This window comes from Pediococcus parvulus, assembly GCF_964063155.1.
GTDB classification, from domain to species: domain Bacteria; phylum Bacillota; class Bacilli; order Lactobacillales; family Lactobacillaceae; genus Pediococcus; species Pediococcus parvulus.
Window position 1 is genome coordinate 861570 of the sequence record NZ_OZ061292.1, and the last position, 26544, is coordinate 888113.

The following is a 26544-nucleotide window of genomic DNA, read 5'->3' on the forward strand; positions in this document are numbered from 1 at the left end:
GAGAAGAATGGAGAATTTCTGTGGAACCTGCAATTAAGTATCATTTGATAAAAACTGAGAAACATACTGGCGCGCGGTTAGGCGAAATTGAGACCCCCCATGGGACTTTTCCGACGCCGATTTTTATGCCAGTCGGCACACAGGCGACAGTTAAGGCCATGTCTCCAGAAGAATTGGAAGACATCGGTGCTGATATTATTCTTTCTAATACCTACCATCTTTGGGTGCGTCCTGGTGAAGATATTGTCAAAGAAGCTGGTGGCCTGCATAAGTTTATGAATTGGAAAAAAGGAATTTTAACAGATTCTGGTGGTTTCCAAGTGTTTTCATTAGCTAAACTGCGTGATATCTCTGAAGAAGGGGTGCATTTTCGGAATGAAATTAGTGGCGCAAAAATGTTTTTAAGTCCCGAAAAAGCGATTCAAATCGAGAATGATTTGGGACCAGACATTATGATGAGTTTTGATGAATGTCCGCCATTTTTTGAAAGTTACGAGTATGTTAAACATTCAGTTGAAAGAACGAGTCGGTGGGCAGAACGGGGCTTGAAAGCTCACCAGAATCCGGATTGGCAAGCGTTGTTTGGAATTGTGCAGGGAGCTGGATTTAAGGCTTTGCGTGAACAAAGTGCCAAAGATCTCGTTAGTTTAGATTTCCCTGGTTATTCAATTGGTGGATTGTCAGTTGGAGAATCAAAAGATGAAATGAACCGAGTTTTAGAGTTCACGACGCCAATGCTTCCAGAAAACAAACCACGTTACCTCATGGGCGTCGGTTCACCGGATTCACTGATTGATGGTGTAATGCGGGGGATTGATATGTTTGATTGTGTTTTGCCAACGCGAATTGCGCGAAACGGAACCTGCATGACATCGCACGGGCGCTTGGTTGTGAAGAACGCGAAGTATGCGCGTGACTTTACACCAATTGATGATAATTGCCAATGTTATACTTGTCGCAATTTTACTAGAGCATATGTCCGTCATTTGATGAAAACAGAAGAAACATTTGGCTTGCGATTAACTAGTATTCATAATACGTATTTTTTAGTTCATCTGATGAAACAAGTCCGTCAGGCTATTCAGGATGATAATTTATTGGAATTTAAAGAAGCGTTTTTTGAAGAATATGGGTATAATCAAGCGCATCCAAAGAATTTCTAAAATTACTGGAACTAAAGGGTATTTTTTGATACAGTTAGGATAAAGAAAATGAGGTGTTTATATTGTTATTAGGAGCAAATTCAGGTTTTAGTGGTATGGGAAGCATTATTTTCATTGTTTTAATTTTTGGATTAATGTATTTCATGATGATTCGGCCACAAAAGAAGCAACAACAAAAGCATCAAGAAATGATGAGTAAACTTCAAGTTGGCGATAAAGTTGTGACAATTGGTCGTTTACATGGTGTTGTGGATAAGGTTGATACTGATGCTAAAACGGTGACATTAGATTGTGACGGTATTTACTTAGTATTTGATCGTACTGCAATTATGCGTGTCGACCATGTTGAAGCTGTTCAACCAGCAGCAACTGCAGATACAGATGTTGCTTCAGCAACAGATGACAAAACTGCTGATGTTGAAGAGCCAAAGGAACCAACTGATGATTCAGTTAAAGATGACTCAGATAAATAATTAGATATTTTATAAAAATTTGAAACTTTTTTAGTTTCAAATTTTTTTTGGAGTTTTATAAGTTGTGTATTTTGTACAAAAGTTTCATAATTAAAAAGAATAGATATTGTGAAAGTGGGGCAAATAGAATGACACAGCAAGCGTTATTTATTATTTTTGGAGGAACAGGCGATTTAGCGTATCGAAAATTGTATCCTTCATTATTTCGTTTGTATGAAAAAGGGTATTTAAAAGACAATTTCGCTGTTATTGGAACGGCTCGACGGCCATGGACGGATGATCACTACCATGAAGTTGTGATGAATGCTGTCGCAGATGATGGTCATGAGTCAGATCGGACGAACAGTGAATTGGCCCGAAAATTTGCCAGTCATTTTTATTATCAATCACACAATGTGAATGATACAGAGCATTATGTGGCTTTGAGAAATTTGGCCGATAAGTTAGATGAAAAATATGATTTACAAGGAAATAGAATTTATTATTTGGCAATGGCACCTCGGTTCTTTGGGACAATTGCTGCACATCTTAAGTCCGAAAAGCTAATAACTGATCATGGTTATAATCGCCTAATCATTGAAAAGCCCTTTGGCCGAGATCTTAAAACGGCAAAAGAGCTTAATGACGATATTTCAGCGGCGTTTTCTGAGGATCAGATTTACCGAATTGATCACTATTTAGGAAAAGAAGCCATTCAAAGTATTGCTGCGCTTCGTTTTGGTAATCAAATCGTTTCATCACTTTGGAATAAAGAACATATCGATAATATTCAAATTACTTTAGCTGAATTCTTAGGAGTTGAAGAACGGGCTGGCTATTATGAAACGGCCGGAGCGTTACGGGATATGGTGCAAAATCATATTTTGCAAATTATTTCTTTGTTAACGATGGAAAAACCAAGTAAATACACAGCTTCTGAATTACGTGATCGAAAAGTAGAGGCACTTCAAAATATCAAGGTTTATTCGAAAGAAGAGGCTTTGCAAAACTTTGTCCGAGGGCAATATGGTGAGGATGCGGATCACACACAATCAGATTATCGCCATGAAGAGGGTACTGATGAACAGTCACAAATCGAAACCTTTGTTTCCGGGAAACTAGAAACAGAAAATAAGACTTTAGCTGGTGTACCAATTTATGTTCGAACTGGGAAACGGCTCGCACGTAAATCGACACAAATCAATGTGGTATTTAAAAATGTGGATACCAATATTTTTGACTCAACAGATGCGGATAGCAATTTGCTAGATCAAAACGTTTTGACGCTGTATATTGAACCGGATCAAGGGTATCGGCTTGATTTGAATGTCAAAGATGGTGGGCAAACGTATGGTATTATGCCAATTCATCTTGACTATCATAAAACAGCAGCTGAAAAGGCTAAGATTCCAGAGGCTTATGAGAAACTGATCCATGATGCACTTGATGGCAATCGGACCAACTTTGCGCACTGGCATGAAGTTGCACAGGCTTGGCGAATTGTGGATGTCATCCGTGAAGCATGGGATAGTGAAAAAGCAGATTTTCCAAATTATGTAAGTGGGTCAATGGGACCTCAAGCTTCGCAAGATTTGTTGAAACGTGATCACAGAAATTGGATTTTTGATGCGACAAACTAATCTTAGATTGTTTATATTTTCTGAATATTATTTCTAAAACCTGAAGAAAAGGCAGGTGCTTCCGCTTAGCTACGATTAACAAACGATCCAAAGTACGGATCGTTCGGTAGTTTAGCTATGCGAAGCAGCTGCCTTTTTTGTACTCTCTTTTTATAACTTGATTTCAAACGTACGTTCGGATAAACTGAATTTGGGTGATAGAAATGGATACAAATATTGACAGGGTTCCAATCCATGTGGATACCTCTAGAAAAATCATTCATGTAGATATGGATGCTTTTTATGCTTCGATTGAGGAACGAGAAAATTCCAAATTACGAAAAAAACCACTCGTGATTGCACGAGATCCACGACAGACTGGTGGAAAGGGCGTTGTGGCCACGGCTAACTACCTTGCTCGCCAATCAGGCGTCCATTCGGCAATGAGTGCACAGAAGGCGTTAGAGCTCTGCCCTGAGGCTGTATTTAAAACACCAGATTTCACTTTATATCGTGCAGTTTCCGATCAAATTCATGAAATCTTTGGAGAATATACAGAAAAAATTGAACCAGTTGCGTTTGATGAAGCTTATTTGGATGTGACGGATAATAAAAAGCAAATTGAAAGTGCAGTAGAAGTGGCGCATCAAATTCAAAGCGAAATTTACGCAAAAACCCATTTAACCTGTTCTACTGGAATTTCTTACAATAAATTTTTAGCGAAATTAGCTTCAGAATATCAAAAACCAATTGGAGTTGCAGTGGTATTATCAGAAGATGTCCGTGAATTTTTGGATAAACTGCCAATTGAAAAGTTTCGTGGCGTTGGGAAGAAGACAGTTCCCAAGATGCATGATATTCAGATTTTTAAAGGGCGCGATCTTTATAAAAAAAGTGAAATGGAGTTAATTCATCATTTTGGTCGTTTTGGAGATGTTTTGTATCATCATGTGCGGGGGGCTGATGATCGACCTGTTGAGTATCAACGAGAGCGGAAATCAATTGGAAAAGAAAGCACCTATAACCCCAATTTAGTATCTGATTCGGAAGTGGAAGAGGCTTTGAAAGATTTGGCCCAAAAGGTTGCTGAAACTCTGAAACAAAAGCAAAAGCATGGCAAAACTTTAGTCTTAAAAGTACGTTTTTCTGATTTCGAGACCATTACGAAGCGCCAAACACTTACTGAGTTTTTAGATAATAGCCAAGAAACCTATCTTTTCTATGCGCAACAACTATTTGATGAGTTCGGAGAAAGTCAACGGGGAGTCCGTCTTTTGGGAATTACGCTTACAAATTTAGCAAGTATTAATTTCGAAAACATGTCGCTTCCTTTATTTAGGCAAGATTAGATTCTTGTTTTGTATTTGATTGAAAAACCTAGTATACTGGGATGAAGTGAAAACTCGCGATCCTTTTAAAATTAGTTTGAAACAGAAAGAAGAAATTATGACACTGCAGCAAGAAATCTTTGAACAAATTAAAAAACACCAACGAATTATTATTCATCGCCACCAACGGCCAGATCCTGATGCAATTGGTTCTCAAATTGGTTTGGCAGAAATTATTCATGCCTCTTTCCCGATGAAAACTGTTTTGTCAGTCGGCAAACAAATTAGTGGTTTGTCTTGGATTGGTGAAATGGATGTTGCTGATGATGATGATTACGATGATGCCCTAGTCATTGTGACCGATACCGCTAATCCGCCCCGGGTGGACGATAATCGTTACACAAATGGACAAGAGTTAATCAAAATTGATCATCATCCAAATGATGATCCATATGGTGATTTAATCTGGGTAGTGCCAAACGCTTCTAGTAGTGCTGAGATGGTTTATGATTTTTATCATCAATTTAAAAAGGAACTCACATTAACACCAAAGGCAGCCAGAGCGCTGTATGCTGGAATTGTTGCTGATACTGGTCGATTCTTATATTCAGCGACAACACCGCATACATTGCGGGTTGCAGCTTCATTAATGGCAACTGGTTTTGATGTGACCGCAGTTAACCAAAAATTGGATAGTATTGCGTTACCAGTTGCAAAACTATCAGCTTATGTGTATGAAAATTTAGAAATTACCGATGCGGGAGCAGCCACTGTTTGTTTAACCGCTGAAGTGTTAGATAAGTTTGATTTAAAGGATGCAGGAACTGCTGGTGTTGTGCCGATTCCTGGAAAAATTGATTCCGTTGTTTGCTGGGCAATCTTTGTGATTCAACGCGATGGAACTTATCGAGTTCGCCTACGGTCAAAGGGACCAACAATTAATGAACTTGCTAAAAAACATGATGGTGGCGGTCATGCTTTGGCAAGTGGGGCAAAAGCAAAAGATTTGGATGAAGTCGCAGTCATAAAAAAAGAATTGGCTGAGATTGCCACTGCCTATCAGAAGAGCAAGAAGGAGTAATTAATGAAAAACGGTTTTACAGAGTTTAATTTGCAACCATTTTTGATCACTGCACTAAAAGAAATTAATTTTATTCAGCCAACCCCGGTTCAAGAAAAATTAATTCCGGTGATTGAGGCTGGGAAAAGTGTGATTGGCCAATCGCAAACGGGTAGTGGAAAAACACATACCTTTTTACTACCGATTTTGAATAACATTGACCCGAATAAGCAGCAAGTTCAAGTCGTCATTACGACACCAAGCCGTGAGCTGGCCTACCAGATTCATACAGCGGCGCGCCAATTAGTTCAGTTCTCAGATAATGAAATTGAAATTGGTAATTATGTGGGTGGAACTGATAAAAAACGGCAAATCGAAAAATTGAAGCGACGTCAACCACAAGTTGTGATTGGAACCCCAGGACGTGTTTGGGACTTGATTAGTAGCCAAGCTTTGGACGTCCATCTGGCGGCTCAGTTTGTTGTGGATGAAGCTGATATGACGCTTGATATGGGTTTCTTAAATGAAGTGGACAAGATTGCGGCAAGTTTGCCAAAAAAACTACAAATGATGGTTTTTTCCGCAACAATTCCGCATTCGTTAAACATCTTTTTGAAAAAATATATGGTGAATCCTGTTATCGAAGAGATTCCTGTGCAGAGTATTATTAGCCCGACTATTGAAAATTGGTTGATTTCAACCAAAAGTAAGGGTAAAAATAGTGTGATTCATCGATTATTGACCATTGGCGAACCTTATTTAGTTTTGATTTTTTGTAATACTAAAGAACGGGTTGATGAGCTAACTTATTACCTGAAGAATCAGGGCCTAAAAGTTGCCAAGGTTCATGGTGGGGTCCCGCCTCGTGAACGGAAACGGGTTATGAAAGAAATTCATAACCTTGACTTTCAATTTGTCGTTGCTACCGATTTAGCAGCACGAGGGATTGATATTGAGGGTGTTTCGATGGTCATTAACGACGGTATTCCAGATGATTTAGATTTCTTTATTCATCGTGTTGGTCGAACTGGCCGGAATGGCATGTCTGGAATTGCCATCACCTTATATGAACCTGGCGAAGAAGCTAAAGTTTCTGAAATCGAAAAATTGGGTGTTAAGTTCCAGCCTAAAGCTATTAAAAATGGTGAGGTTGTGGATTCTTATGATCGGAATCGCCGAACTACGCGGGTAAAGGATCATCATAAGTTGGATCCAACTATGGTAGGAATGGTTAAGAAGAGTAAGCGTAAAGTTAAGCCAGGATATAAACGTCGAATTAAGAAGGCTATTGAGATTCAAGATCAGCGTGATCGAAGAGTGGCCAAGCATCAAGAATTTCTTAGAACTAAGCGGCAAAAGATCAAGCAGAATCGGGCAAAACGAAATCCCGGTGAGCATTGACAATCAGCTATTTTCTGCAATATAATGGTTTTTGGCTAAGGACATATTAAAGCTAATAAATTTTCAGAAACGTTTTGGTTAATGAGAAAAACGAATTTATGGTTTTAAGGCTACCTTACAAATGATAAGTATTTCGCGACTCTGCGTTAAAGAGTTTAAGAGGTAAACGATTAAGATCGTTGCAAGTAAAGTGGTACCGCGCTAAGGCGTCTTTACTAGCAACGGTCTTTTTATGCGATTAGAAAGGGAAAAGTTATGGAAAACAAATCAAGTAGTGAAATTAGACAGATGTTTTTGGACTTCTTTCAGTCAAAAGGTCATATCATTGAACCCAGTGCATCTTTAGTACCGCACGATGATCCAACTTTATTGTGGATTAATTCTGGAGTTGCCACAATGAAAAAGTATTTTGATGGTAGTGTCGTTCCAGAGGTTCCCCGGTTAACGAGTTCGCAGAAAAGTATCAGAACTAATGATATTGAAAACGTGGGTCATACTGCGCGGCACCACACCTTGTTTGAAATGTTAGGGAATTTCTCAGTGGGTGATTATTTTAAAGAAGAAGCGATTACCTGGGCTTGGGAACTACTAACAAGTCCTAAGTGGTTCGCAATGGATCCTGAAAAGTTATTTATTACTGTTTATCCAAAAGATACTGATGCGAAGAAGTATTGGGAATCTGTTGGGGTTCCAGCAGATCATATTATTGCCGTTGAAGATAATTTTTGGGATATTGGCGAGGGCCCTAGTGGTCCAGATTCTGAAATCTTTTATGATCGTGGTGAATCCTTCAATAATTTAGCCGATGATGATCCTGAAAATTATCCTGGTGGCGAAAATGAGCGCTATCTAGAGATTTGGAACATTGTCTTTTCACAGTTTAACCACAAGCCTGATGGTTCATATGAACCTCTTCCCCATAAAAACATTGATACGGGAATGGGGCTTGAACGGGTGGTTTCTATTTTCCAAAACGCACCGACTAACTTTGAAACCGATCTATTTTTACCATTAATTCGAAAAACAGAAACTTTCAGCGGTAAAACATACAATGATGATAAAGAACAGGATGTAGCATTTAAAGTTATTGCCGATCACGCTCGTGCCATTACATTTGCAATCGGGGATGGGGCGCTACCTTCAAACGAAGGGCGGGGTTATGTTATTCGACGCTTGATTCGAAGAGCTGTGATGTACGGACAAAAGTTAGGTATTGAAAAGAGTTTCTTGTATAAATTAGTTCCGGTCGTCGGCGAGATTATGAAATCTTATTACCCAGAAGTTCTTGAACAAAAAGACTACATTGCCAAAGTTGTGGAATCTGAGGAAAGTCGATTCAATGAGACTCTAAATGATGGGGTTCATCTTTTAGATCAGATCATTGCTAAAACAAAGGCAGCCAATGAAACTAAAATTTCAGGTGCTAATGCGTTTAAGTTGTTTGATACCTATGGCTTCCCATTGGACTTAACCATGGAATATGCTCACGATGAGGGCTTAGAGGTCGATCAAGATGGTTTCAAGACAGAAATGCAACAACAAAAGCAACGAGCTCGTGCCGCTCGTGGTAACCGGGTATCAATGGGTGTTCAATCTGATCTTTTGACCAATATTAAAACGCCAAGTCGTTATGTTGGTTATTCAGAATTGAATGTTGAACACAGTGTTTTAAAAGATATTATTCAAAACGAAAAGATTGTCAGTGCCGCTGAAAAGGGTGAAGCTCAACTTATTTTTGATATTACACCATTTTATGCGGAAATGGGTGGTCAAGTGGCCGATAAGGGAACCATTACGGATGAGCATGGCAATGTGGTTGCTGAAGTTAAAGATGTGCAACATGCACCCAATGGCCAAAATCTCCATACAGTTAAAGTGTTGCGGCCATTAGAAACTGAAAAAACTTATGCTTTAAAGGTCGATCCTCATTTTCACAGTAAGGTTGAAAAAAATCATACGGCTACTCATTTGTTGGATCAAGCTTTAAGAGATGTATTTGGCTCGCATACAAAGCAAGCGGGCTCATTAGTTGAACCAGATTACCTTCGATTTGATTTTACCCATTTTGGTCAGGTGACATCAGCTGATTTGCAAAAAGTTGAAGGTATTGTTAATCAAAAGATTTTTGCCGAGATTCCAGTTAAAACTGTTGAAACTGATATTGAATCTGCTAAAAAGCTCGGTGCCATCGCCTTATTTAGTGAAAAGTATGGTAAAAAGGTTCGTGTGGTTAGTGTTGGTGATTACTCAGTTGAATTTTGTGGTGGCGATCATGTGAAGAACACCAATGAATTAGGTCTGTTTAAGATCGTTTCTGAATCCGGCGTGGGTGCCGGTGTCCGCCGAATAGAGGCCGTTACCTCTGCTGAGGCTTACGAGTATTTGGTTAGCCATGACAAGCTTCTACGAGAAACTGCTCAAAAGGTTAAGGCAATTCAAGTCAAAGATACGCCAAACAAGGTGGCTCAACTTCAGGATAGTTTGAAAGCAATGACACAAAAAGTTGAAAATCTTGAAACAAAAATGGCTAAACAAGCAGCAGCAAATGTGTTTGACAATGTTAAACAAGCCGGTCAGTATTCAGTAATTGCTGATGTCATCAAAGTTTCTGGAATGGCACAGCTTCGTGATTTAGCGGATGATTGGAAGCAACGTGCAATTTCAGATGTTTTGATTTTGGGAACAACTGTTGGTGAAAAGGCTAACTTGTTGGTTGCTGTTTCTGATGAAAAAGTTAAGGCTGGGTTAAAAGCCGGTGATCTGATTAAAGCCATTGCCAAACAAATCAATGGTGGTGGTGGCGGTCGTCCCAACTTAGCACAGGCCGGTGGTAGTAATCCTGCTGGACTCAAACAGGCCTTGGTGGATGGCATTGACTGGCTAGCAGAAAAATAAGGAATGTTGCGAGTTGACTAAAGCAGTGTTACGAGTTGATTACATTAGACTTCTATGTTTGTACTTTTTTAAGTGATCGGGTAGAATTATCTTGATGACAGTACAGGAGGTGCTTTCGATGAGTAAATTGGATAAGACAATGTTTTTTGATTTTAGCAATGATGCTCCTAAGGATCTACATGAAACCTTAAAGACGGTTTATGATGCTTTGGAGGAGAAGGGATATAATCCGATTGACCAAATTGTCGGATACTTACTCTCGGGAGACCCAGCCTATATTCCTAGATTAAACGATGCTCGTAACTTGATTCGCAAGCATGAGCGTGATGAGATTATCGAAGAGTTGGTTCGTAACTATCTTTCGAAAGATAATAATAATTTGGACAAATCTGGACAATCGGCAGGTCATATTAAATGAGATTAATGGGTTTAGATGTTGGTTCCAGAACAGTTGGGGTGGCAGTCAGTGATGAATTAGGCTGGACGGCCCAAGGTGTTGAAATTGTCAAAATTAATGAAGATCAAAAAGAGTTTGGTTTAGATCGAATTAGTGAATTGGTTAAGCAATACGATGTGACTGGCTTTGTGGTTGGTTTGCCAAAGAATATGAATAATACTTCTGGTCCTCGGGTAGATGCCGCCAAGGCTTACGGTCAACTTATGATTGAAACCTTTGATTTACCTGTAGATTATCAGGACGAAAGATTAACTACAGTAGAAGCACAGAGAATGTTAATTGAACAGGCTGATACATCGCGAAAAAAGCGAAAAAAAGTTATTGATAAATTGGCGGCTAGCTTGATTCTAGAAAACTATTTGGATCGACATGGCAAACTACTAAATAATTTAAAGTGAGGTTTCCTAATGAGCGAAGAGGAACAACAAATTACACTCGTTGACGAACACGGAAATGAAGAGCTTTACAACGTTTTATTTACATTTGATTCTGAAGATTATGGTAAGTCATATATGTTTTTGTATCCTTCTGATGCAGAAAATGATGAGCAGGTTGATATTCAGGCTTACTCATATACACCGGATGCTGATGGTAATGCGGATGCAGGACAATTAACTGAAATTGAATCAGACGATGAATGGAAGATGGTCGAGGAAGTGTTGAACACTTTCTTAGGCGATAACGACGAAGAATAGATTTCCATTTAAGCGTAGTAAAAACGATCAAATCTGAGTTGAGAATATTCAGATTTGATCGTTTTTGTTTGATCAAACATAACCGAGGACTGTTTAATATCCAAGCTTGATAAAATGCGCTAAAATACGGATAAATAACTAAAAGGATAATAAAATGAATAAGAAGATTTTTGAAACATTAGAGTATGAAAAAGTAAAAGATAAACTAAAGCCGTACCTAGCTTCACAAAGTGGTCGGCAAGAACTAGATAATTTAGGACCAATGGTAGACGGTGACCAAATTCAATTGGCACTGACAGAAACCTTAGATGGTGCAGATGCTTATCGATTGAAGGGTGGCATTCCAATCGCTAAGCTTGATAATATTGGTCCACAAATGAAACGACTTGAAATTGGCGCTACGTTAAGCGGATTGGAATTATCTCAAATTACTAAAATGCTCCGCACGACACAGGACATCATTAGTTTTTTCCAAAAAGTACGTGAAGAAAAAATTGATTTTAGGACCTTGTATGAAACTGTCGCTAAATTACAAGCTTTGCCAGAGATTTCCAAGCGATTAATTAAGTCGATTGAGGGAGACGGCCATATTACCAATGAAGCCTCAGACAAGTTATTTGGCATTCGAAGCCGGATTTCCACCACAGAGAGTTCTATTCGAGCAAAGATGGATGGTTATACCCGTGGAAAAGATTCTAAATATTTAAGTGATTCAATTATTACGATGCGGGATGGCCGTTATGTGATTCCAGTTATGGCACAGTATCGCAGTCATTTTGGTGGTGTGGTTCATGATCAAAGTGCTTCTGGGCAAACAATGTATATTGAACCGGCGGCAGTAATGGATCTAAATAATCAGTTGCGCCAAAATCAAGTGGAAGAAAAAACTGAAGAAGAAAGAATTTTAACGGAACTTTCTGAACTGTTGGCGCCTTACCGAGAAGAACTGTTGAATAATGCGGCAGTTTTAGGTCATTTAGATTTTATTAATGCGAAAGCACGATACGCTGCAGAGATTAAGGGAACAGAACCTTCAATTTCGCTAGAAAATCATGTGCATTTTCGCCAGGCACGACATCCGTTAATTGATCCTAAGAAAATGGTTGCCAATGATATTAATTTGGGTGACGACTATAAAGCCTTGATTATCACCGGGCCTAATACTGGTGGGAAGACAATCACTTTGAAAACGTTTGGGTTACTACAATTAATGGCCCAATCAGGGTTATTTATTCCCGTTGCAGAGAATAGTCAGATGGGAATTTTCGATGAAATTTTTGCTGATATTGGTGATGAACAATCTATTGAACAGAACTTAAGTACTTTCTCATCACATATGGATAATATTGTGAAAATTTTAGCCCAGATTGATGATCGGAGTTTGGTCCTGTTTGATGAGCTTGGTGGCGGGACGGATCCTAAAGAAGGGGCCGCATTGGCGATTGCAATTTTAGATCGAGTTGGCAGTGCCGGTAGCTACGTGATGGCTACGACTCACTATCCAGAATTGAAGGCTTATGGTTATAATCGGCCAGAGACGATGAATGCTAGCATGGAATTTGATACGGAGTCTCTAAAACCGACATATAAACTATTGGTTGGAATTCCAGGAAGCAGTAATGCGTTTGATATTGCCACGCGCTTGGGGATTGAACCAGGTGTGATTATGCAGGCGCGGTCGTTAATGGACCAGGATAGTCAAGACTTAAGTGCTATGATTAAAGACCTATCTGAACGTCAAAAGGAAGCAGCCGATCGGGCAGATAAGCTGAAGGTCGAAGTGGATGAAGCCGAAAAATTGCATAAAGATTTAACGAATGAGTATCAAAAATTAGTGAATTCCAAAGATCAGTATTTGGAAAAAGCTAAACAACAGGCTAATGAATTAGTTGATAATGCGGAAGAAAAAGCAGATAAAATTATCAAAAGACTTCGAAAAATGGAGATGCAAGGTGGCGCTGGAATTAAAGAAAATCAGTTAATTGATTCTAAGAGTGGTTTAAATGCTTTGCATCAAGCACCAAGTTTGAAGAAAAACAGGGTACTACAACGGGTTAAAGCTAAACAAGAGTTAAAAGTAAACGATGATGTCATGGTTACGAGCTATGGTCAACGAGGTTCATTGTTACGGCAGATGGATAAAAAGCATTGGGAAGTCCAAATGGGAATCCTAAAGATGAAAGTACCAACTGACGAGCTGGAGAAGGTTGCTCCTGATAAAAATGAATCTGCTGGGAGACGAACTACAATTAGACGGACCAGTTCGGCAGTCAAAACAACTTTAGATTTGCGCGGTAAACGTTATGAAGAAGCAATGACTGAGGTAGATCGATATATTGACTCTGCTTTATTGGCGGGTTATCCAATGGTGACAATTGTTCATGGAAAAGGGACAGGTGCGCTTCGAAAGGGGATTACACAGTATCTTCAAGGTAATCGGCAAGTTAAACATTTTGAATATGCAGCACCGAATGCTGGAGGAAACGGCGCCACGGTCGTTCATTTCAAATAACTGATTTTTTGTAAGCAAAATTTTTGGTGTTTAATCTAATCTTTGATAAACTATTGATAGTAAATTAGAAAGAGGGCTAATTGAGATGGTAGAAGCAATTACAGATGATAACTTTAATGACAAAACCAGCGAAGGTGTCACATTAACTGATTTTTGGGCAACATGGTGTGGTCCTTGTCGGATGCAGTCTCCTGTTGTTGAACAACTCGAGGGTGAAATGAATGATCAAGTTACATTCACCAAAATGGATGTGGATGCTAATCCAAAGACAGCACAAAACTTTGGCATTATGAGTATTCCAACTTTAATGGTCAAAAAAGATGGCGCCGTTGTTGATACGTTGGTTGGTTACCACTCAAAAGAACAAATCCAAAAGGTTTTAGCACAGTACGCATAATTGAAGTATGAGAGAAAAAAAGATCAAAACGACTTTTTCAGGAGTCGTTTTGATCTTTTTTTTTAAGCCTTTTTTAAGCGAAGTAAAGAATTAGTTAACAGTTGCGTTAATAGATTGTTACAGGAGGATTAAGTGATTATACTGAAACATATTTACAGGTCCAGTAATTCATGAGATACTGTGAAAGGAAAAACGTGTATTCAGGGGGGATAACGTGAAAAACTTTTTTAAAACATTATGGCAGCGGGAATGGGTGAAATTTCTTGGGCAGATGTTTTTTTATTTTGTCGTTTTTTTAATTCTTGTTTACCTATATGGTTACAGTGGTATTCAGGGGGGCACATTTATCTACAATGAGTTTTAAGTTACGGGGGGATTAACATGAAAATTACCAATGTGATTCAAGCAATTGATCAGGTAGCTCAAACAGCACCGGATCGCGTCGCTTATGATTATTTGGGAGAAACGCATACATACCAAGAGCTGAAGAGTTATTCGGATGCGTTGGCAAATCAAATCGCTCAAATGAAATTAGAACCACAGGCACCAATCATGGTTTATGGCGAACAGACTTTTGAAATGATTGCTAGTTTTTTAGGATGTGTTAAAAGTGGGCATGCCTATATTCCAATTGACGAACACTCACCAAATGATCGGTTGACTATGATTCAAGAAATTGCGAAGCCAGCAGCTTGTATTGCAATTGAACAGCTGCCAATTGAAATTAATAAAATTCCGGTAATTAGATCAGAAAAACTAGCTCAAATATTTAGAAGAACCGAATTAAAAGAAACTTGGACGCCTGTTGTCGGTAATCAAAACTTTTACATTATTTTTACATCTGGGACGACAGGAAAACCAAAAGGGGTCCAAATTAGTCATCAAAATCTGCTTAGTTTTGTAAACTGGATGTTAAGTGATTTCAACTTACAAAATAAACCTGCTTTTTTGGCTCAAGCGCCTTACTCATTTGATTTGTCGGTGATGAGTTTATATCCAACACTTGTCAGTGGCGGTACTCTTAAAGTATTACCTAAGAAGATCACAGATGATTTTAAACGGCTTTTCAGTTATTTACCAAAAATGAAGTTGAATGTATGGGTATCCACGCCATCATTTGTAGATATTTGTTTATTGGAACCTTCGTTTGATGCCAAACGTTTACCTGATTTAAGCCACTTTTTGTTTTGCGGTGAGGAACTTACGCATAAAACAGCCGCACAGTTAAATCAACGTTTCCCAGAGGCTCGCGTCTTTAATACGTATGGGCCCACAGAAACAACCGTGGCAGTTACAGCAGTCCAAATTACGCCAAAGATTTTGACCAATTATGACCGGTTACCAATTGGTCAAGCCAAGGTAGATACGAAAATTGAAATTATGAGTTCCAATGGAAAAGTTTTACCAAACGGTGAAGAAGGGGAAATTGTGATTTCTGGTCCGGGAGTTTCTAAGGGATATTTGAATAATCCGCGTAAAACAGTTAATGCCTTTCACTGTGAAGGAAATTTGAACACCTATCATTCTGGTGATCTGGGAAAAAAGGATAAGTCAGGAATGATTCGTTATCTGGGACGCTTAGATTTTCAAATCAAACTCCATGGCTATCGGATCGAACTAGAGGAAGTCAACCATTTCTTGAACGCACAAAAGTTAATCAAACAAGCAGTGGCAGTTCCAAAATATGATTTAAATCATAAAGTTTCACAACTGGTGGCCTATGTGACTCTTCAGAAAAAAAGCCTTGAAGAAACAAACATGGCCCTGACCATGGCAATTAAAAAGGATCTTCAAAAAACGATGATGCCTTACATGGTGCCAAATCGATTTGTTTTCAAAGACAAATTACCGCTGACGGCGAACGGTAAAGTTGACATCAAATCCATTATGAGTGAGGTTAATTCTTAATGTTATCATTTACACCATATGAAAACCCCATGTATTTTGGTATTTTAGGTCTTGCGCTGTTGCCGATTGTGATTGGAATTTTATGCGGAAAAAGATTTCACTGGTATGAGACACTGATTTCTGTTTTCTTTTTGGTTCTGACTTTTGGTGGTCCAAAAATTACACAGGGATTGGCCTTAATTACGTATTTAGTTTATGAAGTGTTGTTAGTATGGGTATATACCAGTTATCGCAAGAAAAACAATCAAACGGGGATATTTGTGGCGACTGTTATTTTGGCAATCATCCCGCTTGTGATTGTCAAATTAACTCCGGCAATTCAAGAAGGCAAACAAGCCATTATTGGTTTCTTAGGAATAAGTTATTTAACTTTTAAAGCAGTTCAGACAATTATGGAGTCTCGTGATGGTGTTTTGAAAGACTTTAGTCCCTGGTTTTTCTTACAATTCTTGGTTTTCTTTCCAACAATCTCATCAGGTCCCATTGATCGTTACCGGAGATTTAAGCGGGATTATGATCATGTGCCAAAACAAGAGAAATATTTCCAGTTACTACAAAAAGGGTTACACAATATATTTATGGGATTTGTATACAAATATATGTTGGCTTATGTTTTTGGCACAATGTGGTTGCCAAAATTGGAGCACTACGCTCTGATGGCGCATGGCTTATCCTGGTCACTAGTTGGTGTCATGTATGTATACAGCATGTATCTTTTCTTTGATTTTGCGGGTTATAGTTTATTTGCAATTGGAACCAGCTATTTTATGGGAATTGAAACACCAATTAATTTTAATGCACCATTCAAATCGCATAATATCAAGGAATTTTGGAATCGATGGCACATGACCCTATCTTTCTGGTTCCGAGATTACATTTATATGCGTTTGGTTTTCTTTTTCATGAAACACAAAGTTTTTAAAAGCCCTAAAACAACGGCTAATGTCACCTATATTATCAATATGACGATTATGGGTTTCTGGCATGGGGTGACGTGGTATTACATTACTTATGGCATTTTACACGGGGTCGCGCTCGTTGTGAACGATTGGTGGCTTAGATATAAGAAGGGTCATCCGGGGAAAATACCGCATAATAAATTTACGGAAGTTTTTGCAACTTTCGTCACATTTAATTTTGTATGTTTTACATTTTTACTGTTTTCAGGTTTTTTGAATACAATGTTGATAGCGAAGTAAATTAGTTTTAAAGGGGAGTAAATAAAATGGATACAAAAGAAACAGTTTTAAACGTTTTACAAGATTTAACAGGCACAGATTTGAGCGGGGATTTAGATAATAATTTGTTTGATTCGGGATTGCTAGATTCAATGGGTACCGTTCAGTTACTTTTACAATTACAAAGTGAGCTAGGAATTGAAGTACCAGTGTCTGAGTTTGAGCGTAGTGAATGGGATACGCCCAATAAAATTATTGCGAATGCTGAGGAAATGCAGAACTAGTGGCAAAAAAACTTTTTCTGATATTTGGTCCGGTTCTTTTGGCTGCATTATTGTTGATTGCACTATTGTTTTCCCCATTTAAACTGAATCATATGTCAACTAAAACTGAAGATAAAGCGGCAGTTGCTTTGTCTCCAAATGTGCTTAAAGGCCAAATAATTAAAGAATCAGCCCTATCACACAAACAATTTGTGCCATTCTTTGGATCCTCAGAATTTTCCAGATTCGACATGGCGCATCCGTCTGTATTGGCTACAAAGTATCAACGAAGGTACACTCCGTTTTTGATGGGTGGGCCTGGAACTCAGTCACTTACTCATTATTTTCAGATGCAATTAGTTACGTCACAATTAAAGAATCGTAAGGCCGTTTTTGTGATTTCACCACAGTGGTTTGTCAAAAAGGGCGCCCGCAAAGATGCTTTCGGATTTTACTATTCACCGATGCAATCGGCAACTTGGCTCTTGAGCCGAAAAGCTAGCAGTGCCGAAGATCGCTATGCTGCCAAACGATTGCTGAATATGCCCTCTGGAAAAGCCAATCACACCATTATGATGGCGCTAAAGCGTATTGCTGATGGCAAACAAATTACGAAACACGAACGAACTTATTTAGTTTATGAGATGAGATTGTTGCAACATGAAGATCAACTTTTTTCTGATTTGAAAATGAAAAATAATCAGGGTAAAATTGATCGGATTGCAAAGCAGTTACCTGATCATTATCAATTAAAAGATTTAGATCAGTTAGCTGTTGCGCAAGGAAAGCAGAATACGACAAATAATCGATTTGGCATCGATAATCAGTTTTATGTTCGGCGATTACACGACAAGGCAAAGAAATTTAAGAATTTTGAACAAAATTGGAGTTATGTGCAATCGCCTGAGTTTAGCGATTTCGAACTAGTTTTGAATCAATTCGCTTCTTTAAACATGAATGTTGAGTTTATTATTCCACCCGTTAATCAAAAGTGGAGTGCATACACTGGGTTATCGCAAACAATGCTCAAGGAATTTGATCGAAAAATTCGATATCAACTGCAATCACAAGGGTTCAACAATATTTGTGATTTAAGTGATAAAGGAAATGTGCCGTATTTTATGCAAGATACCATCCATTTAGGTTGGCGTGGTTGGTTGGCTGCTGACCAGTCAATTGATCCGTTCTTGACAAAAAAGCAAAAAGCACCTCATTACCAAATGAATAGTAAGTTCTATTCAACGGCATGGCAACATCAAATAAGTATAAAAAAATAATTGTTTTTATGGCAGGAGACTATTAGAAAAGCAAGGCAACTAATCTAGTTGCTTTGCTTTTTTAGATGAGGAAACTTGCTTTTCAGTTTTTAAAAAGAGATAATATAGTTTCAGATTACGTGAAGAGGATGAAAAGAAATGGATAATCGTGCAATCGGATTTATGGATTCTGGTGTGGGTGGTTTGACTGTTGTGCGTGAAGCACTTCGACAGTTGCCTCTTGAATCTGTCTACTTTATTGGGGATCAGGCTAGGCTCCCATATGGCCCGCGTTCAAGCCATGAAGTACGGCATTTTTCTGAGCAAATGGCTGCATTTTTGATGAAAAAGAATATCAAAATGTTAGTTATTGCTTGTAATACGGCAACTTCAGCGGCTCTAGAAGACTTGAAAGAAAAGTTTCCCATTCCAGTTATTGGAGTAATTTCACCGGGAAGTCGGGCCGCCTTAAAAGTATCGCGCAATCGTCGTATTGGTGTCATTGGGACAGAAGGCACGATTAAAAGTGGGGCATATGAACGATCAATTTTATCTAAGGATAATTCGGTTGAAGTTTTCAGTTTAGCTTGTCCTAAATTTGTACCTTTAGTTGAAAGTAACGAATATGATTCATCAATTGCCAAAAAAGTTGTGGCAGAAACTTTACAGTATTTCGACAATAAGGATGTGGATACCCTTGTTTTGGGATGTACACACTATCCACTACTGAGGCCTATTATCCAAGATGTGATGGGTCCTCAGGTTCGACTGATTGATTCGGGTGCTGAAACAATTGGCACCGTATCTGCATTATTGGATTATTTTGATATCGCAAAAGATTCAGCAGGTGATCAGATTGAAGATCACTACTATACAACGGCATCGCCAAAAAGTTTCAATCAGATTGCTAGTCAGTGGTTGGAGATTAATGTTAAAGCTGATAAAACAGAAATTGACCGGTTAAGTTTGGAGGACAAGTAATGGCTCAGAAAGAACAAATTATTATTGCAACTAATAATGCTGGGAAACTGTGTGAGTTTCAAAAATTATTTGCTCCAAAACATATTAAGGTCACTTCGTTAAAGGACTATCCACAACTCGGAAAAATTGCGGAAACTGGGATGACTTTTGAAGAAAATGCGACTTTAAAGGCTTCTGCAGTTTCTAAACAGACCAATATACCAGTTTTGGCAGATGATTCTGGATTAGAAGTGGACGCTTTGAATGGCCGTCCAGGAATCTTTTCCGCACGTTATGCGGGCGATCACGACGACGCGGCAAATAATGCTAAATTGTTAAGTGAGTTAGCTGGGATTCCGTTAGAAAAAAGGACGGCAACTTTTCATACGACATTAGTGTTGATGAAACCTGATGAAAGTAAGTTAGTGGTTAATGGGGAACTTAGAGGCCAAATCTTGGCTGTTCCGCGTGGCAATAATGGATTTGGATATGATCCGTTATTTTTGGTACCAGAAAAACAAAAATCTTTGGCCGAAATGACCTCAGAAGAGAAAAACGAAATTAGCCATCGGGGACGAGCTAGTCAAAAACTCCTCAAAGTTTTTGATGAATGGTGGTAAACGAGGAGCAAAATAAATAAGAGTCGGGGAAAAGTTCGTTTTCTCGGGCTCTTATTCAGTTACAAACTTTATTATTTTTTAGTTTGTAATAGTTGGTTATTAATAATCCTTAGTTTGTTCTCAGTCAAGATTGTTAGATAATTTTGGAGAAAAGTTCTTTGAATTTGATCAACAGTGCCGTTTTCGACATACATTTTAACGCGTAAACCGATGTTGCCATTTACATCTTGGATCGGACTAGTTACAGTAGGATCAGTGGTGACTTCATTTAGTTTGTTGGCCAATTCAGAAGTTGTTTTTGTGACAAGATCTTTGGCAGAGGCTAAATCGGTCAAACTTTCAAAGGCCAAAAAAATGGAAACCACTTGATCATTGCGAGAATGGTTGGCAATGGCCGTGATGGACCGGTTGGGGATGTAGTTTGTTGTCCCATCGTCAGAAAGGACTTGAGTGGACCGCAAACCTATTTCAGTTACTTTTCCATTGATATTTTGAATGGTAACTTGATCACCAACATCTAATTGGCCATCAAGAAGAATGAATAGGCCGTTCACAATGTCACTTACCAATCCTTGTGCACCAAGACCAACAGCGATACTGATGATTCCTGCTCCAGCAACTAGTGTACCTACCGGAACACCAATAATTGAAAGTAGGGCGTAGAGATAAAAGAATAAAACGACATAATGGAAAATGTTAACTACCAATGCCAGTAAGGTTACAGCTCGACTTGGAATGGCGTCGTTTAAATGGTGATACTTATGCAAACCGTTGGTCAACAGCCGTTTACCAATAAAGTTGACCAGCCAAAAGAAAATAGAAATTAGGATAATTTCAAGAATGTGGTTGATTAACGATTCGGCAAGTTTTTGCCAATTAAACGCCGTAAAGTAGTTTTGAAAAGCCTTAATTAGGGAACTGGGCGAATTAGTAACGCCAATTAGAAAGTGAATGATGCTCATCTCCTTGTATATTGATTTTAACAGACTAGGTTTTCTTTGTAATCAGTTTCATAAAAAATATTTTACTTCTTTTTTAATTGCAGTGCTTAATCTCTAATGATATGCTTAAGACAATTAAGTTAACAGGAGGATAAATTATGACAGGTGGCGGAATCGCAGCAATCATTGCAGCAGTAGCTTTACTGATTTTAGTACTATTTATCGGGCTTGTATTGGTACGAGGATCAAAAACTTTGGTGGAAATTAATCGAAGTCTTGCCGTAGTAACTAAGGATGTTGATTTACTTTCTAAAGAAGCTGAAGATATTATGGCAAACGCCAACGATTTATTGGAAGATGTAAATGGCAAAGTAGCCACTATTGATCCAGTATTTCAAGCGATGGCTGATTTAGGCCAGAGTACTTCAGACTTAAATGAAGCAACCCGTAATTTGACTACCAAACTTACAAGTCCAGGTAAAAAAGCAGGAACTGTTTCGACTGCGTTGAAGGCTGGTAAGGGTGCAGTTCATATGTATCGTGAACATAAAAATAAACAAACGAAAGACTAGGAGGATTTTATAATGGCAAAAGGTAAATTTTTATTAGGCGCGTTAATTGGTGGCGCGGCCGCTGTGTATGGCACATTAAAATTAACAGGCACAACCAAAGAAGAATTAATTCAAGCAGCACAAAATAAAGTCAATCGATTTAGAGAACAAAATGATTTAGAGGGTGCTGATTGGGAAGACGAGTTGAAAGACCGTGTTTTTGATTCAGCGGTTGAACTGAAAAATAAGGTTCTTGAAGGAAAAGACGAGTTTTTAGGTGCTGCTCAGGACAGTTTTCAAGCATCTACTGATGAATTAAAAGATGAATTAGATGAAGAAAATGACGTCTTTGTTGATGGCACAGATAGTTACGATGAACCAACTGAAGTTTTTATGCCACATACACATGATGAAAAACCAAAAGTTGACTAACTTCGGATAATCAAAAAGGCCTCCTGCAAATTGCAGGAGACCTTATTTTTTTACAATTAGCCAACATAAGTGAGTTCTTTTGAAGTATGGGTAAATGGTTCACAACCATTTTTGGTAATGTGTACACAATCCTCAATACGAACACCAGCAACACCGGGAATATAAATACCGGGTTCAATTGAAAAACACATTCCTTCTTCAAGAGACATCTTATTGCCCTCCATGATTGAAGGAAATTCGTGTTCACCCATTCCCATTCCATGACCAAGGCGATGAATAAAGTAATCTCCATAGCCGGCTTTTGTGATGATGTCACGGGCAATCTTATCTAAATCTTCTGCAATCATACCAGGTTTAGCCTGAGATTGAGCAGTTAACTGAGCATCTAAACAAACTTTATAAATATCCAAAGCCTTATCACTTGGTTGACCGACAGCAACTGTTCTTGAGGAGTCGCTGATGTAGCCTTGGTGAATGGTACCTAAATCAAATAGAACAAGTTCGTTATTTTTAATTTTATTCATGCCTGTTGCACCGTGAGGTTCGGCTGCATGAGCGCCAGCCTGGATGAGGGTATCAAAACTCATTTGCATGACGCCTTTTTTCTTAAGCACGTATTCTAATTCTGCGGCAATTTCAGCTTCGGTTCGTCCGGCTTGGACGGCTTCAAAGCCAATTTTGAAAGCCAGGTCTGCTTCGCGACCAGCGGCATCAAGTTTTTCAATTTCATCGGCCGTCTTAATTAACCGTAATTTTTGAATAAAAGGAGTTAAGTCTTTTTCGAAATTAGCAAATAAAAACTGATTTTTAATGGCGTTATAATGATCGATGGTTAAATTGTTTTTTTCAATTGCCCACTGAACAGGGTGGTTGACACGTTTCTTAATTTGAGTGGCAATCATCTCAAACGGCTGTTCATGGTCTAAATAGCCATAAACTGGAAACTCCCATCCTGTATCGTGAATTGCTTCAACTTCTAGTGCGGGAGCAAATAAAAAGGGATCTTTGTTTGCAAAAACAAATAATCCAAGAATTCGTTCGACTGGGTCACTGGCAAAACCAGTAAGGTATTCGATTGATTTGGGGTCACTAATATAAGCTACGTCAACTTCATTCTTGCTGACCCATTTACGGACTTTATCCAACTGTGTCATGTAATCGTCTTCTTTCTTTTTAGTTGTGAACATTATATCATATCGGTTTAGTCTTGAAATATAACTAAAAAAGAGGTATATTTTTCATGAAAGCGTTTTCCACACTTGCACAGTTAAGCGTTTTTTGATACCGTTAACAATGCAGTGAAAATTTATGAAAACGTATAGTAACGCATAAAAGGAGACCTGAGTTAAAAATGGAAAAACAAACTGTAACGATTTATGATGTTGCGCGTGAAGCAGGAGTTTCAATGGCGACTGTATCGCGAGTAGTGAATGGCAACCAAAATGTAAAGCCTGCTACAAGACAGCGGGTTAATGATGTGATTGACAAATTGGATTATCGACCAAATGCCGTTGCTCGAGGACTAGCAAGCAAAAAATCAACCACAATTGGTGTTATCATCCCCGATGTAACGAATGCCTATTTTGCTTCTTTAGCACGTGGAATTGATGATGTGGCTTCTATGTATAAATATAATATTATCATGGAAAACTCCGATGAAAATGATCAAAAGGAAATGGCAGTACTAAATACATTGCTTGCTAAACAAGTAGATGGCATTATTTTCATGGGTAATCGGGTTACTGACAAACTTCGGGAAGAATTTTCTCATTCAAGAACACCGATTGTTTTTGCAGGATCTGTTGATGATGAAGAAAGTGTACCTTCTGTAAGTATTGATTACATCGAATCAACTGCTGAAGCAATATCAAAATTGATTAAAGAAGGTAACAAAAAAGTCGCGTTTATCAGTGGTTCGTTAAGTGAACCAATTAATGGAAAATATCGTTTGGCAGGATACAAGCAAGCTTTGAAAGAAGCTGGCATTAAGTTTGATGAGAAATTAATTTTTGAAACTGACTATAGTTATGAATCAGGAATTAAATTAGCTAGCCAACTTAAGGACACAGATATTACAGCTGCTTTTGCTGGTGATGACCGTTTGGCAGCAGGGGTTTTAAATGGTTTAACTGACCAGGGGGTTAAAGTGCCAGATCAATTTGCGTTGATCACAAGTAACGATACTCAAGTTGCGCAGTTAGTTCGTCCACAATTAACTTCTATTACTCAACCGCTTTATGATATTGGTGCAGTTTCAATGCGGTTATTGACAAAGTTGATGAACAAAGAAGAAATTGAAGAACCAACCATTACGTTACCTTATGGCTTGGATAGTCGCGAAACGACAAAAAATAATTTTGAATTTTGAACATTTCTAAACAAAATAGGCTAATCAATGGTATGTACATTTGATTAGCCTATTTTAACTGTTTTGAAAAAATTAGTTGTCAAACTGTGCAAGTTTTAACAAAGTGCGAACCATTTGGCAGGTAAATCCATATTCATTGTCATACCAAGCAACGGTTTTGACCAGCTGTGAATTGCCTGCAGAAACAACTTCGGTTTGAGTGGGATCAAATATTGAACCAAATGTTGTGTTAATTACATCACTGGATACAATTTGATCTTTATTCCAACCAAAGGTCTCATTATTTTTTGTATAGGGCTTGATGCGTTCATTAATTTCATCAACTGTTAAGTGAGAGATTTTAAGGATAGTCACAAGTTCGGTTAACGAACCATCGGTCACTGGAACTCGTTGGGCGTGTCCTTGAAGTCTGCCATTAAGATGGGGCAAAACTAATCCGATTGCCATAGCAGCTCCCGAAGAATGTGGAATTGTGTTTTTGGCGGCTGCCCGTGCTGCTCGTAGATTGCCACCGCGAACAGGACCATCTAACAACATTTGAGTTGAGGTATAGGCATGGACCGTTGTCATCGTGCCAGCGACTACGCCAAATTCTTTATCTAGCGCATCGGCCATGGGTGCTAAACAGTTGGTGGTACAAGAACCAGCAGAAATAATTTGATCATTAGAGTTTAAAATGTTGTCATTTGTACGATAAACAATTGTTTTTATGTCTGTACCAGCAGGCGCAGAAATTAAAACCCGTTTAACTCCTGCGCGTAAATGCGCTTGAGCTTTTTTTAAACTTGTATAAAACCCTGTGCACTCTAAAACAAAATCCACATCATCATTTTTCACCCAAGGAATTTTGGCCGCATCAGTTTGTGAATAGACATGATAGGACTTGCCGTCCACAATCAGCGCGTCCTGTGTGGCATTGACTTCGGCCTGCAAGGTGCCATGTGTAGAGTCGTATTTGAGCAAATGAGCTAACATTTGAGGGCTCGTTAAATCATTGATTGCGACGACTTCTATGGTACTATCATCTTGTAGTTCTAGAATCCTTCTGAAAGCTAATCTTCCAATTCTGCCAAATCCATTGATTCCAATTTTAACTGTCATAAAATGACCTCCTAAGAATGTTATAATATTTTGAACATTTTTATCATAACGGGATATTTAAAACAGAGGAAGAGCTCAATTATCCTAGGATTGATGATCCCAGTTTGGCAGATTTTTTAAAATTGCGTATAACGGTTGGTACTTAGTAAGTGAAAGGAAAAGATACAAATGAATGAAAAACCTTTGGGACATTTTTTTCGATATAAACGAAGTACAGCTAATTTGAAAGATTATGGAATTGTTCAAGATACGCATCGACGGGCAAGTGGACTTACTCGCGAAGAGGTGGCCGAAAGAGCAAATTTAAGTACGGATTGGTACGTAAGAATTGAACAAGGAAGAACGGGCGTAAATCCATCAGTTGAAGTTTTAGAGGCATTGTGTGAAGTTTTGCGATTAAATGACGCTGAAATTAACTATGTATTTAATTTGGTTGAAAAAAAGTTACCTCCCGAATTGAACCATATCCCGGATATTAGCGGTGATTTTGTAAGGTTATTAAATTTTCAAAATCCGTATCCAGCATTTATTATGGATCGCAACTTTATCATTCAAAAAACGAATCGTGCATTTGTGGAACTATATGGAAAGCTGGATAGCAAGTCAAAAATTCAACGAAATCTTCTTTGGCAGACATTTAAGAATCCTGTTTTGCGAGATTTGTTTAGTGATTGGAATGAATATGCAGCTAAAAGAGTTGCTCAATTTCGACAACTCTATAGTGAAAATCCCAATTCATCATATTTGTATAAAATCTACGAAATGATTAGGGATGAACCTGGATTCTCTCAACCTTGGGAGCAGCTCGATGTACTAGACATGCAAACGTTACGTCTGTTACTTAAAAAGCCGCGAGTGGGCGAGTTATACCTTACCGAAACAACTTTAATTTCGTCTACAAAAACTCATTTTCTGGTTATTCAGAGTGCAGCGGATCAAGTCACCGAAGAAAAACTGAGACAGTTGTGCCAAAATGGCTAGTTTTAT

Annotated in this window: 26 protein-coding genes; 23 read left to right on the forward strand and 3 right to left on the reverse strand. The window is 38.4% G+C overall.

Annotated elements, in window-relative coordinates:
• The first annotated feature begins 20 nt into the window (after positions 1 to 20).
• The 19 genes from tgt (at position 21) to AB3217_RS04240 (ending at position 20164) form a co-directional block, all read left to right on the forward strand.
• Complete coding sequence (tgt, locus tag AB3217_RS04150) at positions 21 to 1163, forward strand: tRNA guanosine(34) transglycosylase Tgt (protein WP_057783719.1); 1143 nt, start codon at positions 21 to 23, stop codon at positions 1161 to 1163.
• Positions 1164 to 1222: 59 nt separating this feature from the next.
• Positions 1223 to 1636 (forward strand): preprotein translocase subunit YajC, encoded by a 414-nt coding sequence (yajC, locus tag AB3217_RS04155; protein ID WP_068808250.1) that lies wholly within the window; start codon positions 1223 to 1225, stop codon positions 1634 to 1636.
• Between the two features lie 128 nt (positions 1637 to 1764).
• Positions 1765 to 3255 (forward strand): glucose-6-phosphate dehydrogenase, encoded by a 1491-nt coding sequence (zwf, locus tag AB3217_RS04160; RefSeq protein WP_367365712.1) that lies wholly within the window; start codon positions 1765 to 1767, stop codon positions 3253 to 3255.
• Between the two features lie 203 nt (positions 3256 to 3458).
• A complete protein-coding gene (dinB, locus tag AB3217_RS04165; protein ID WP_367365713.1) occupies positions 3459 to 4583 on the forward strand; it encodes a DNA polymerase IV in 1125 nt (374 codons plus the stop codon).
• A 97-nt stretch (positions 4584 to 4680) separates the two neighbouring features.
• On the forward strand, positions 4681 to 5643 hold the full coding sequence (locus AB3217_RS04170; RefSeq protein WP_317762589.1) for a bifunctional oligoribonuclease/PAP phosphatase NrnA: 963 nt from the start codon (positions 4681 to 4683) through the stop codon (positions 5641 to 5643).
• A gap of 3 nt (positions 5644 to 5646) precedes the next feature.
• Positions 5647 to 7023, forward strand: a complete 1377-nt coding sequence (locus tag AB3217_RS04175; protein WP_057783713.1) for a DEAD/DEAH box helicase — start codon at positions 5647 to 5649, stop codon at positions 7021 to 7023.
• A 255-nt stretch (positions 7024 to 7278) separates the two neighbouring features.
• Complete coding sequence (gene alaS / locus AB3217_RS04180; protein WP_057783711.1) at positions 7279 to 9918, forward strand: alanine--tRNA ligase; 2640 nt, start codon at positions 7279 to 7281, stop codon at positions 9916 to 9918.
• Between the two features lie 118 nt (positions 9919 to 10036).
• Positions 10037 to 10336, forward strand: a complete 300-nt coding sequence (locus AB3217_RS04185; RefSeq protein WP_057783710.1) for an IreB family regulatory phosphoprotein — start codon at positions 10037 to 10039, stop codon at positions 10334 to 10336.
• Entirely contained in the window at positions 10333 to 10773 is a 441-nt protein-coding gene (gene ruvX / locus AB3217_RS04190) for a Holliday junction resolvase RuvX (protein WP_057783708.1), read from the forward strand. The genes AB3217_RS04185 and ruvX overlap by 4 nt, the downstream gene beginning before the upstream one ends.
• Positions 10774 to 10782: 9 nt before the next feature.
• Positions 10783 to 11070, forward strand: coding sequence for a DUF1292 domain-containing protein (locus AB3217_RS04195; RefSeq protein ID WP_057783706.1), 288 nt, complete (start codon positions 10783 to 10785; stop codon positions 11068 to 11070).
• A 154-nt stretch (positions 11071 to 11224) separates the two neighbouring features.
• Positions 11225 to 13582 carry an endonuclease MutS2 gene (locus AB3217_RS04200; RefSeq protein WP_367365714.1) on the forward strand — a complete coding sequence of 786 codons (2358 nt, stop codon included), beginning with the start codon at positions 11225 to 11227 and terminating at the stop codon, positions 13580 to 13582.
• A gap of 85 nt (positions 13583 to 13667) precedes the next feature.
• Positions 13668 to 13979 carry a thioredoxin gene (trxA, locus tag AB3217_RS04205; protein WP_057783702.1) on the forward strand — a complete coding sequence of 104 codons (312 nt, stop codon included), beginning with the start codon at positions 13668 to 13670 and terminating at the stop codon, positions 13977 to 13979.
• A gap of 214 nt (positions 13980 to 14193) precedes the next feature.
• Positions 14194 to 14343, forward strand: coding sequence for a teichoic acid D-Ala incorporation-associated protein DltX (locus AB3217_RS04210; protein WP_260266827.1), 150 nt, complete (start codon positions 14194 to 14196; stop codon positions 14341 to 14343).
• Positions 14344 to 14360: 17 nt separating this feature from the next.
• Positions 14361 to 15887, forward strand: a complete 1527-nt coding sequence (gene dltA, locus AB3217_RS04215; protein WP_367365715.1) for a D-alanine--poly(phosphoribitol) ligase subunit DltA — start codon at positions 14361 to 14363, stop codon at positions 15885 to 15887.
• Positions 15887 to 17086, forward strand: a complete 1200-nt coding sequence (gene dltB / locus AB3217_RS04220) for a D-alanyl-lipoteichoic acid biosynthesis protein DltB (protein WP_068808029.1) — start codon at positions 15887 to 15889, stop codon at positions 17084 to 17086. Before dltA ends, dltB begins: the two co-directional genes overlap by 1 nt.
• Before the next feature lie 26 nt (positions 17087 to 17112).
• Positions 17113 to 17349 carry a D-alanine--poly(phosphoribitol) ligase subunit DltC gene (gene dltC, locus AB3217_RS04225; protein WP_068808026.1) on the forward strand — a complete coding sequence of 79 codons (237 nt, stop codon included), beginning with the start codon at positions 17113 to 17115 and terminating at the stop codon, positions 17347 to 17349.
• Positions 17349 to 18605 (forward strand): D-alanyl-lipoteichoic acid biosynthesis protein DltD, encoded by a 1257-nt coding sequence (gene dltD, locus AB3217_RS04230; protein ID WP_367365716.1) that lies wholly within the window; start codon positions 17349 to 17351, stop codon positions 18603 to 18605. The genes dltC and dltD overlap by 1 nt, the downstream gene beginning before the upstream one ends.
• A 138-nt stretch (positions 18606 to 18743) precedes the next feature.
• Positions 18744 to 19565, forward strand: a complete 822-nt coding sequence (gene racE, locus AB3217_RS04235) for a glutamate racemase (RefSeq protein WP_367365717.1) — start codon at positions 18744 to 18746, stop codon at positions 19563 to 19565.
• Positions 19565 to 20164: an XTP/dITP diphosphatase gene (locus tag AB3217_RS04240; protein WP_068808020.1), complete on the forward strand. Its 600-nt coding sequence runs from the start codon at positions 19565 to 19567 to the stop codon at positions 20162 to 20164. The genes racE and AB3217_RS04240 overlap by 1 nt, the downstream gene beginning before the upstream one ends.
• A gap of 71 nt (positions 20165 to 20235) precedes the next feature.
• On the opposite strand, the gene AB3217_RS04245 is transcribed toward AB3217_RS04240, so the two are convergent.
• Positions 20236 to 21126 (reverse strand): mechanosensitive ion channel family protein, encoded by an 891-nt coding sequence (locus AB3217_RS04245; RefSeq protein ID WP_057783684.1) that lies wholly within the window; start codon positions 21124 to 21126, stop codon positions 20236 to 20238.
• Between the two features lie 137 nt (positions 21127 to 21263).
• On the opposite strand from AB3217_RS04245, the gene AB3217_RS04250 reads away from it, so the two are divergent.
• Both AB3217_RS04250 and AB3217_RS04255 read left to right on the forward strand, forming a co-directional pair.
• The gene (locus tag AB3217_RS04250; protein WP_057783683.1) at positions 21264 to 21677 is read left to right on the forward strand and encodes a DUF948 domain-containing protein; all 414 of its coding nucleotides are present in this window, start codon (positions 21264 to 21266) and stop codon (positions 21675 to 21677) included.
• 12 nt (positions 21678 to 21689) lie between these two features.
• The gene (locus AB3217_RS04255; protein WP_057783681.1) at positions 21690 to 22088 is read left to right on the forward strand and encodes a hypothetical protein; all 399 of its coding nucleotides are present in this window, start codon (positions 21690 to 21692) and stop codon (positions 22086 to 22088) included.
• A gap of 56 nt (positions 22089 to 22144) precedes the next feature.
• Here the strand turns inward: AB3217_RS04255 and AB3217_RS04260 are convergent, their stop codons facing one another.
• Entirely contained in the window at positions 22145 to 23242 is a 1098-nt protein-coding gene (locus AB3217_RS04260) for a Xaa-Pro peptidase family protein (RefSeq protein ID WP_057783680.1), read from the reverse strand.
• A 197-nt stretch (positions 23243 to 23439) separates the two neighbouring features.
• Between AB3217_RS04260 and ccpA the strand changes: the two genes are divergently transcribed.
• On the forward strand, positions 23440 to 24456 hold the full coding sequence (ccpA, locus tag AB3217_RS04265) for a catabolite control protein A (RefSeq protein WP_367365718.1): 1017 nt from the start codon (positions 23440 to 23442) through the stop codon (positions 24454 to 24456).
• A gap of 72 nt (positions 24457 to 24528) precedes the next feature.
• Here ccpA and gap read toward each other — a convergent pair whose 3' ends face one another.
• Positions 24529 to 25557: a type I glyceraldehyde-3-phosphate dehydrogenase gene (gap, locus tag AB3217_RS04270; RefSeq protein WP_367365719.1), complete on the reverse strand. Its 1029-nt coding sequence runs from the start codon at positions 25555 to 25557 to the stop codon at positions 24529 to 24531.
• A 168-nt stretch (positions 25558 to 25725) separates the two neighbouring features.
• Between gap and AB3217_RS04275 the strand changes: the two genes are divergently transcribed.
• Entirely contained in the window at positions 25726 to 26538 is an 813-nt protein-coding gene (locus AB3217_RS04275; RefSeq protein ID WP_068808011.1) for a helix-turn-helix transcriptional regulator, read from the forward strand.
• Positions 26539 to 26544: the final 6 nt, after the last annotated feature.

Coding starts and splice junctions, on each gene's coding strand:
- AB3217_RS04200 (WP_367365714.1), top strand. CDS start 11,225: ATGAATAAGAAGATTTTTGAAACATTAGAGTATGAAAAAGTAAAAGAT.
- gap (WP_367365719.1), bottom strand. CDS start 25,557: ATGACAGTTAAAATTGGAATCAATGGATTTGGCAGAATTGGAAGATTA.
- zwf (WP_367365712.1), top strand. CDS start 1,765: ATGACACAGCAAGCGTTATTTATTATTTTTGGAGGAACAGGCGATTTA.
- AB3217_RS04170 (WP_317762589.1), top strand. CDS start 4,681: ATGACACTGCAGCAAGAAATCTTTGAACAAATTAAAAAACACCAACGA.
- AB3217_RS04195 (WP_057783706.1), top strand. CDS start 10,783: ATGAGCGAAGAGGAACAACAAATTACACTCGTTGACGAACACGGAAAT.
- dltB (WP_068808029.1), top strand. CDS start 15,887: ATGTTATCATTTACACCATATGAAAACCCCATGTATTTTGGTATTTTA.
- AB3217_RS04245 (WP_057783684.1), bottom strand. CDS start 21,126: ATGAGCATCATTCACTTTCTAATTGGCGTTACTAATTCGCCCAGTTCC.
- AB3217_RS04175 (WP_057783713.1), top strand. CDS start 5,647: ATGAAAAACGGTTTTACAGAGTTTAATTTGCAACCATTTTTGATCACT.
- ruvX (WP_057783708.1), top strand. CDS start 10,333: ATGAGATTAATGGGTTTAGATGTTGGTTCCAGAACAGTTGGGGTGGCA.
- AB3217_RS04260 (WP_057783680.1), bottom strand. CDS start 23,242: ATGACACAGTTGGATAAAGTCCGTAAATGGGTCAGCAAGAATGAAGTT.
- AB3217_RS04255 (WP_057783681.1), top strand. CDS start 21,690: ATGGCAAAAGGTAAATTTTTATTAGGCGCGTTAATTGGTGGCGCGGCC.
- AB3217_RS04250 (WP_057783683.1), top strand. CDS start 21,264: ATGACAGGTGGCGGAATCGCAGCAATCATTGCAGCAGTAGCTTTACTG.
- alaS (WP_057783711.1), top strand. CDS start 7,279: ATGGAAAACAAATCAAGTAGTGAAATTAGACAGATGTTTTTGGACTTC.
- dltC (WP_068808026.1), top strand. CDS start 17,113: ATGGATACAAAAGAAACAGTTTTAAACGTTTTACAAGATTTAACAGGC.
- dltA (WP_367365715.1), top strand. CDS start 14,361: ATGAAAATTACCAATGTGATTCAAGCAATTGATCAGGTAGCTCAAACA.
- ccpA (WP_367365718.1), top strand. CDS start 23,440: ATGGAAAAACAAACTGTAACGATTTATGATGTTGCGCGTGAAGCAGGA.
- dinB (WP_367365713.1), top strand. CDS start 3,459: ATGGATACAAATATTGACAGGGTTCCAATCCATGTGGATACCTCTAGA.
- AB3217_RS04240 (WP_068808020.1), top strand. CDS start 19,565: ATGGCTCAGAAAGAACAAATTATTATTGCAACTAATAATGCTGGGAAA.
- AB3217_RS04185 (WP_057783710.1), top strand. CDS start 10,037: ATGAGTAAATTGGATAAGACAATGTTTTTTGATTTTAGCAATGATGCT.
- AB3217_RS04275 (WP_068808011.1), top strand. CDS start 25,726: ATGAATGAAAAACCTTTGGGACATTTTTTTCGATATAAACGAAGTACA.
- racE (WP_367365717.1), top strand. CDS start 18,744: ATGGATAATCGTGCAATCGGATTTATGGATTCTGGTGTGGGTGGTTTG.
- trxA (WP_057783702.1), top strand. CDS start 13,668: ATGGTAGAAGCAATTACAGATGATAACTTTAATGACAAAACCAGCGAA.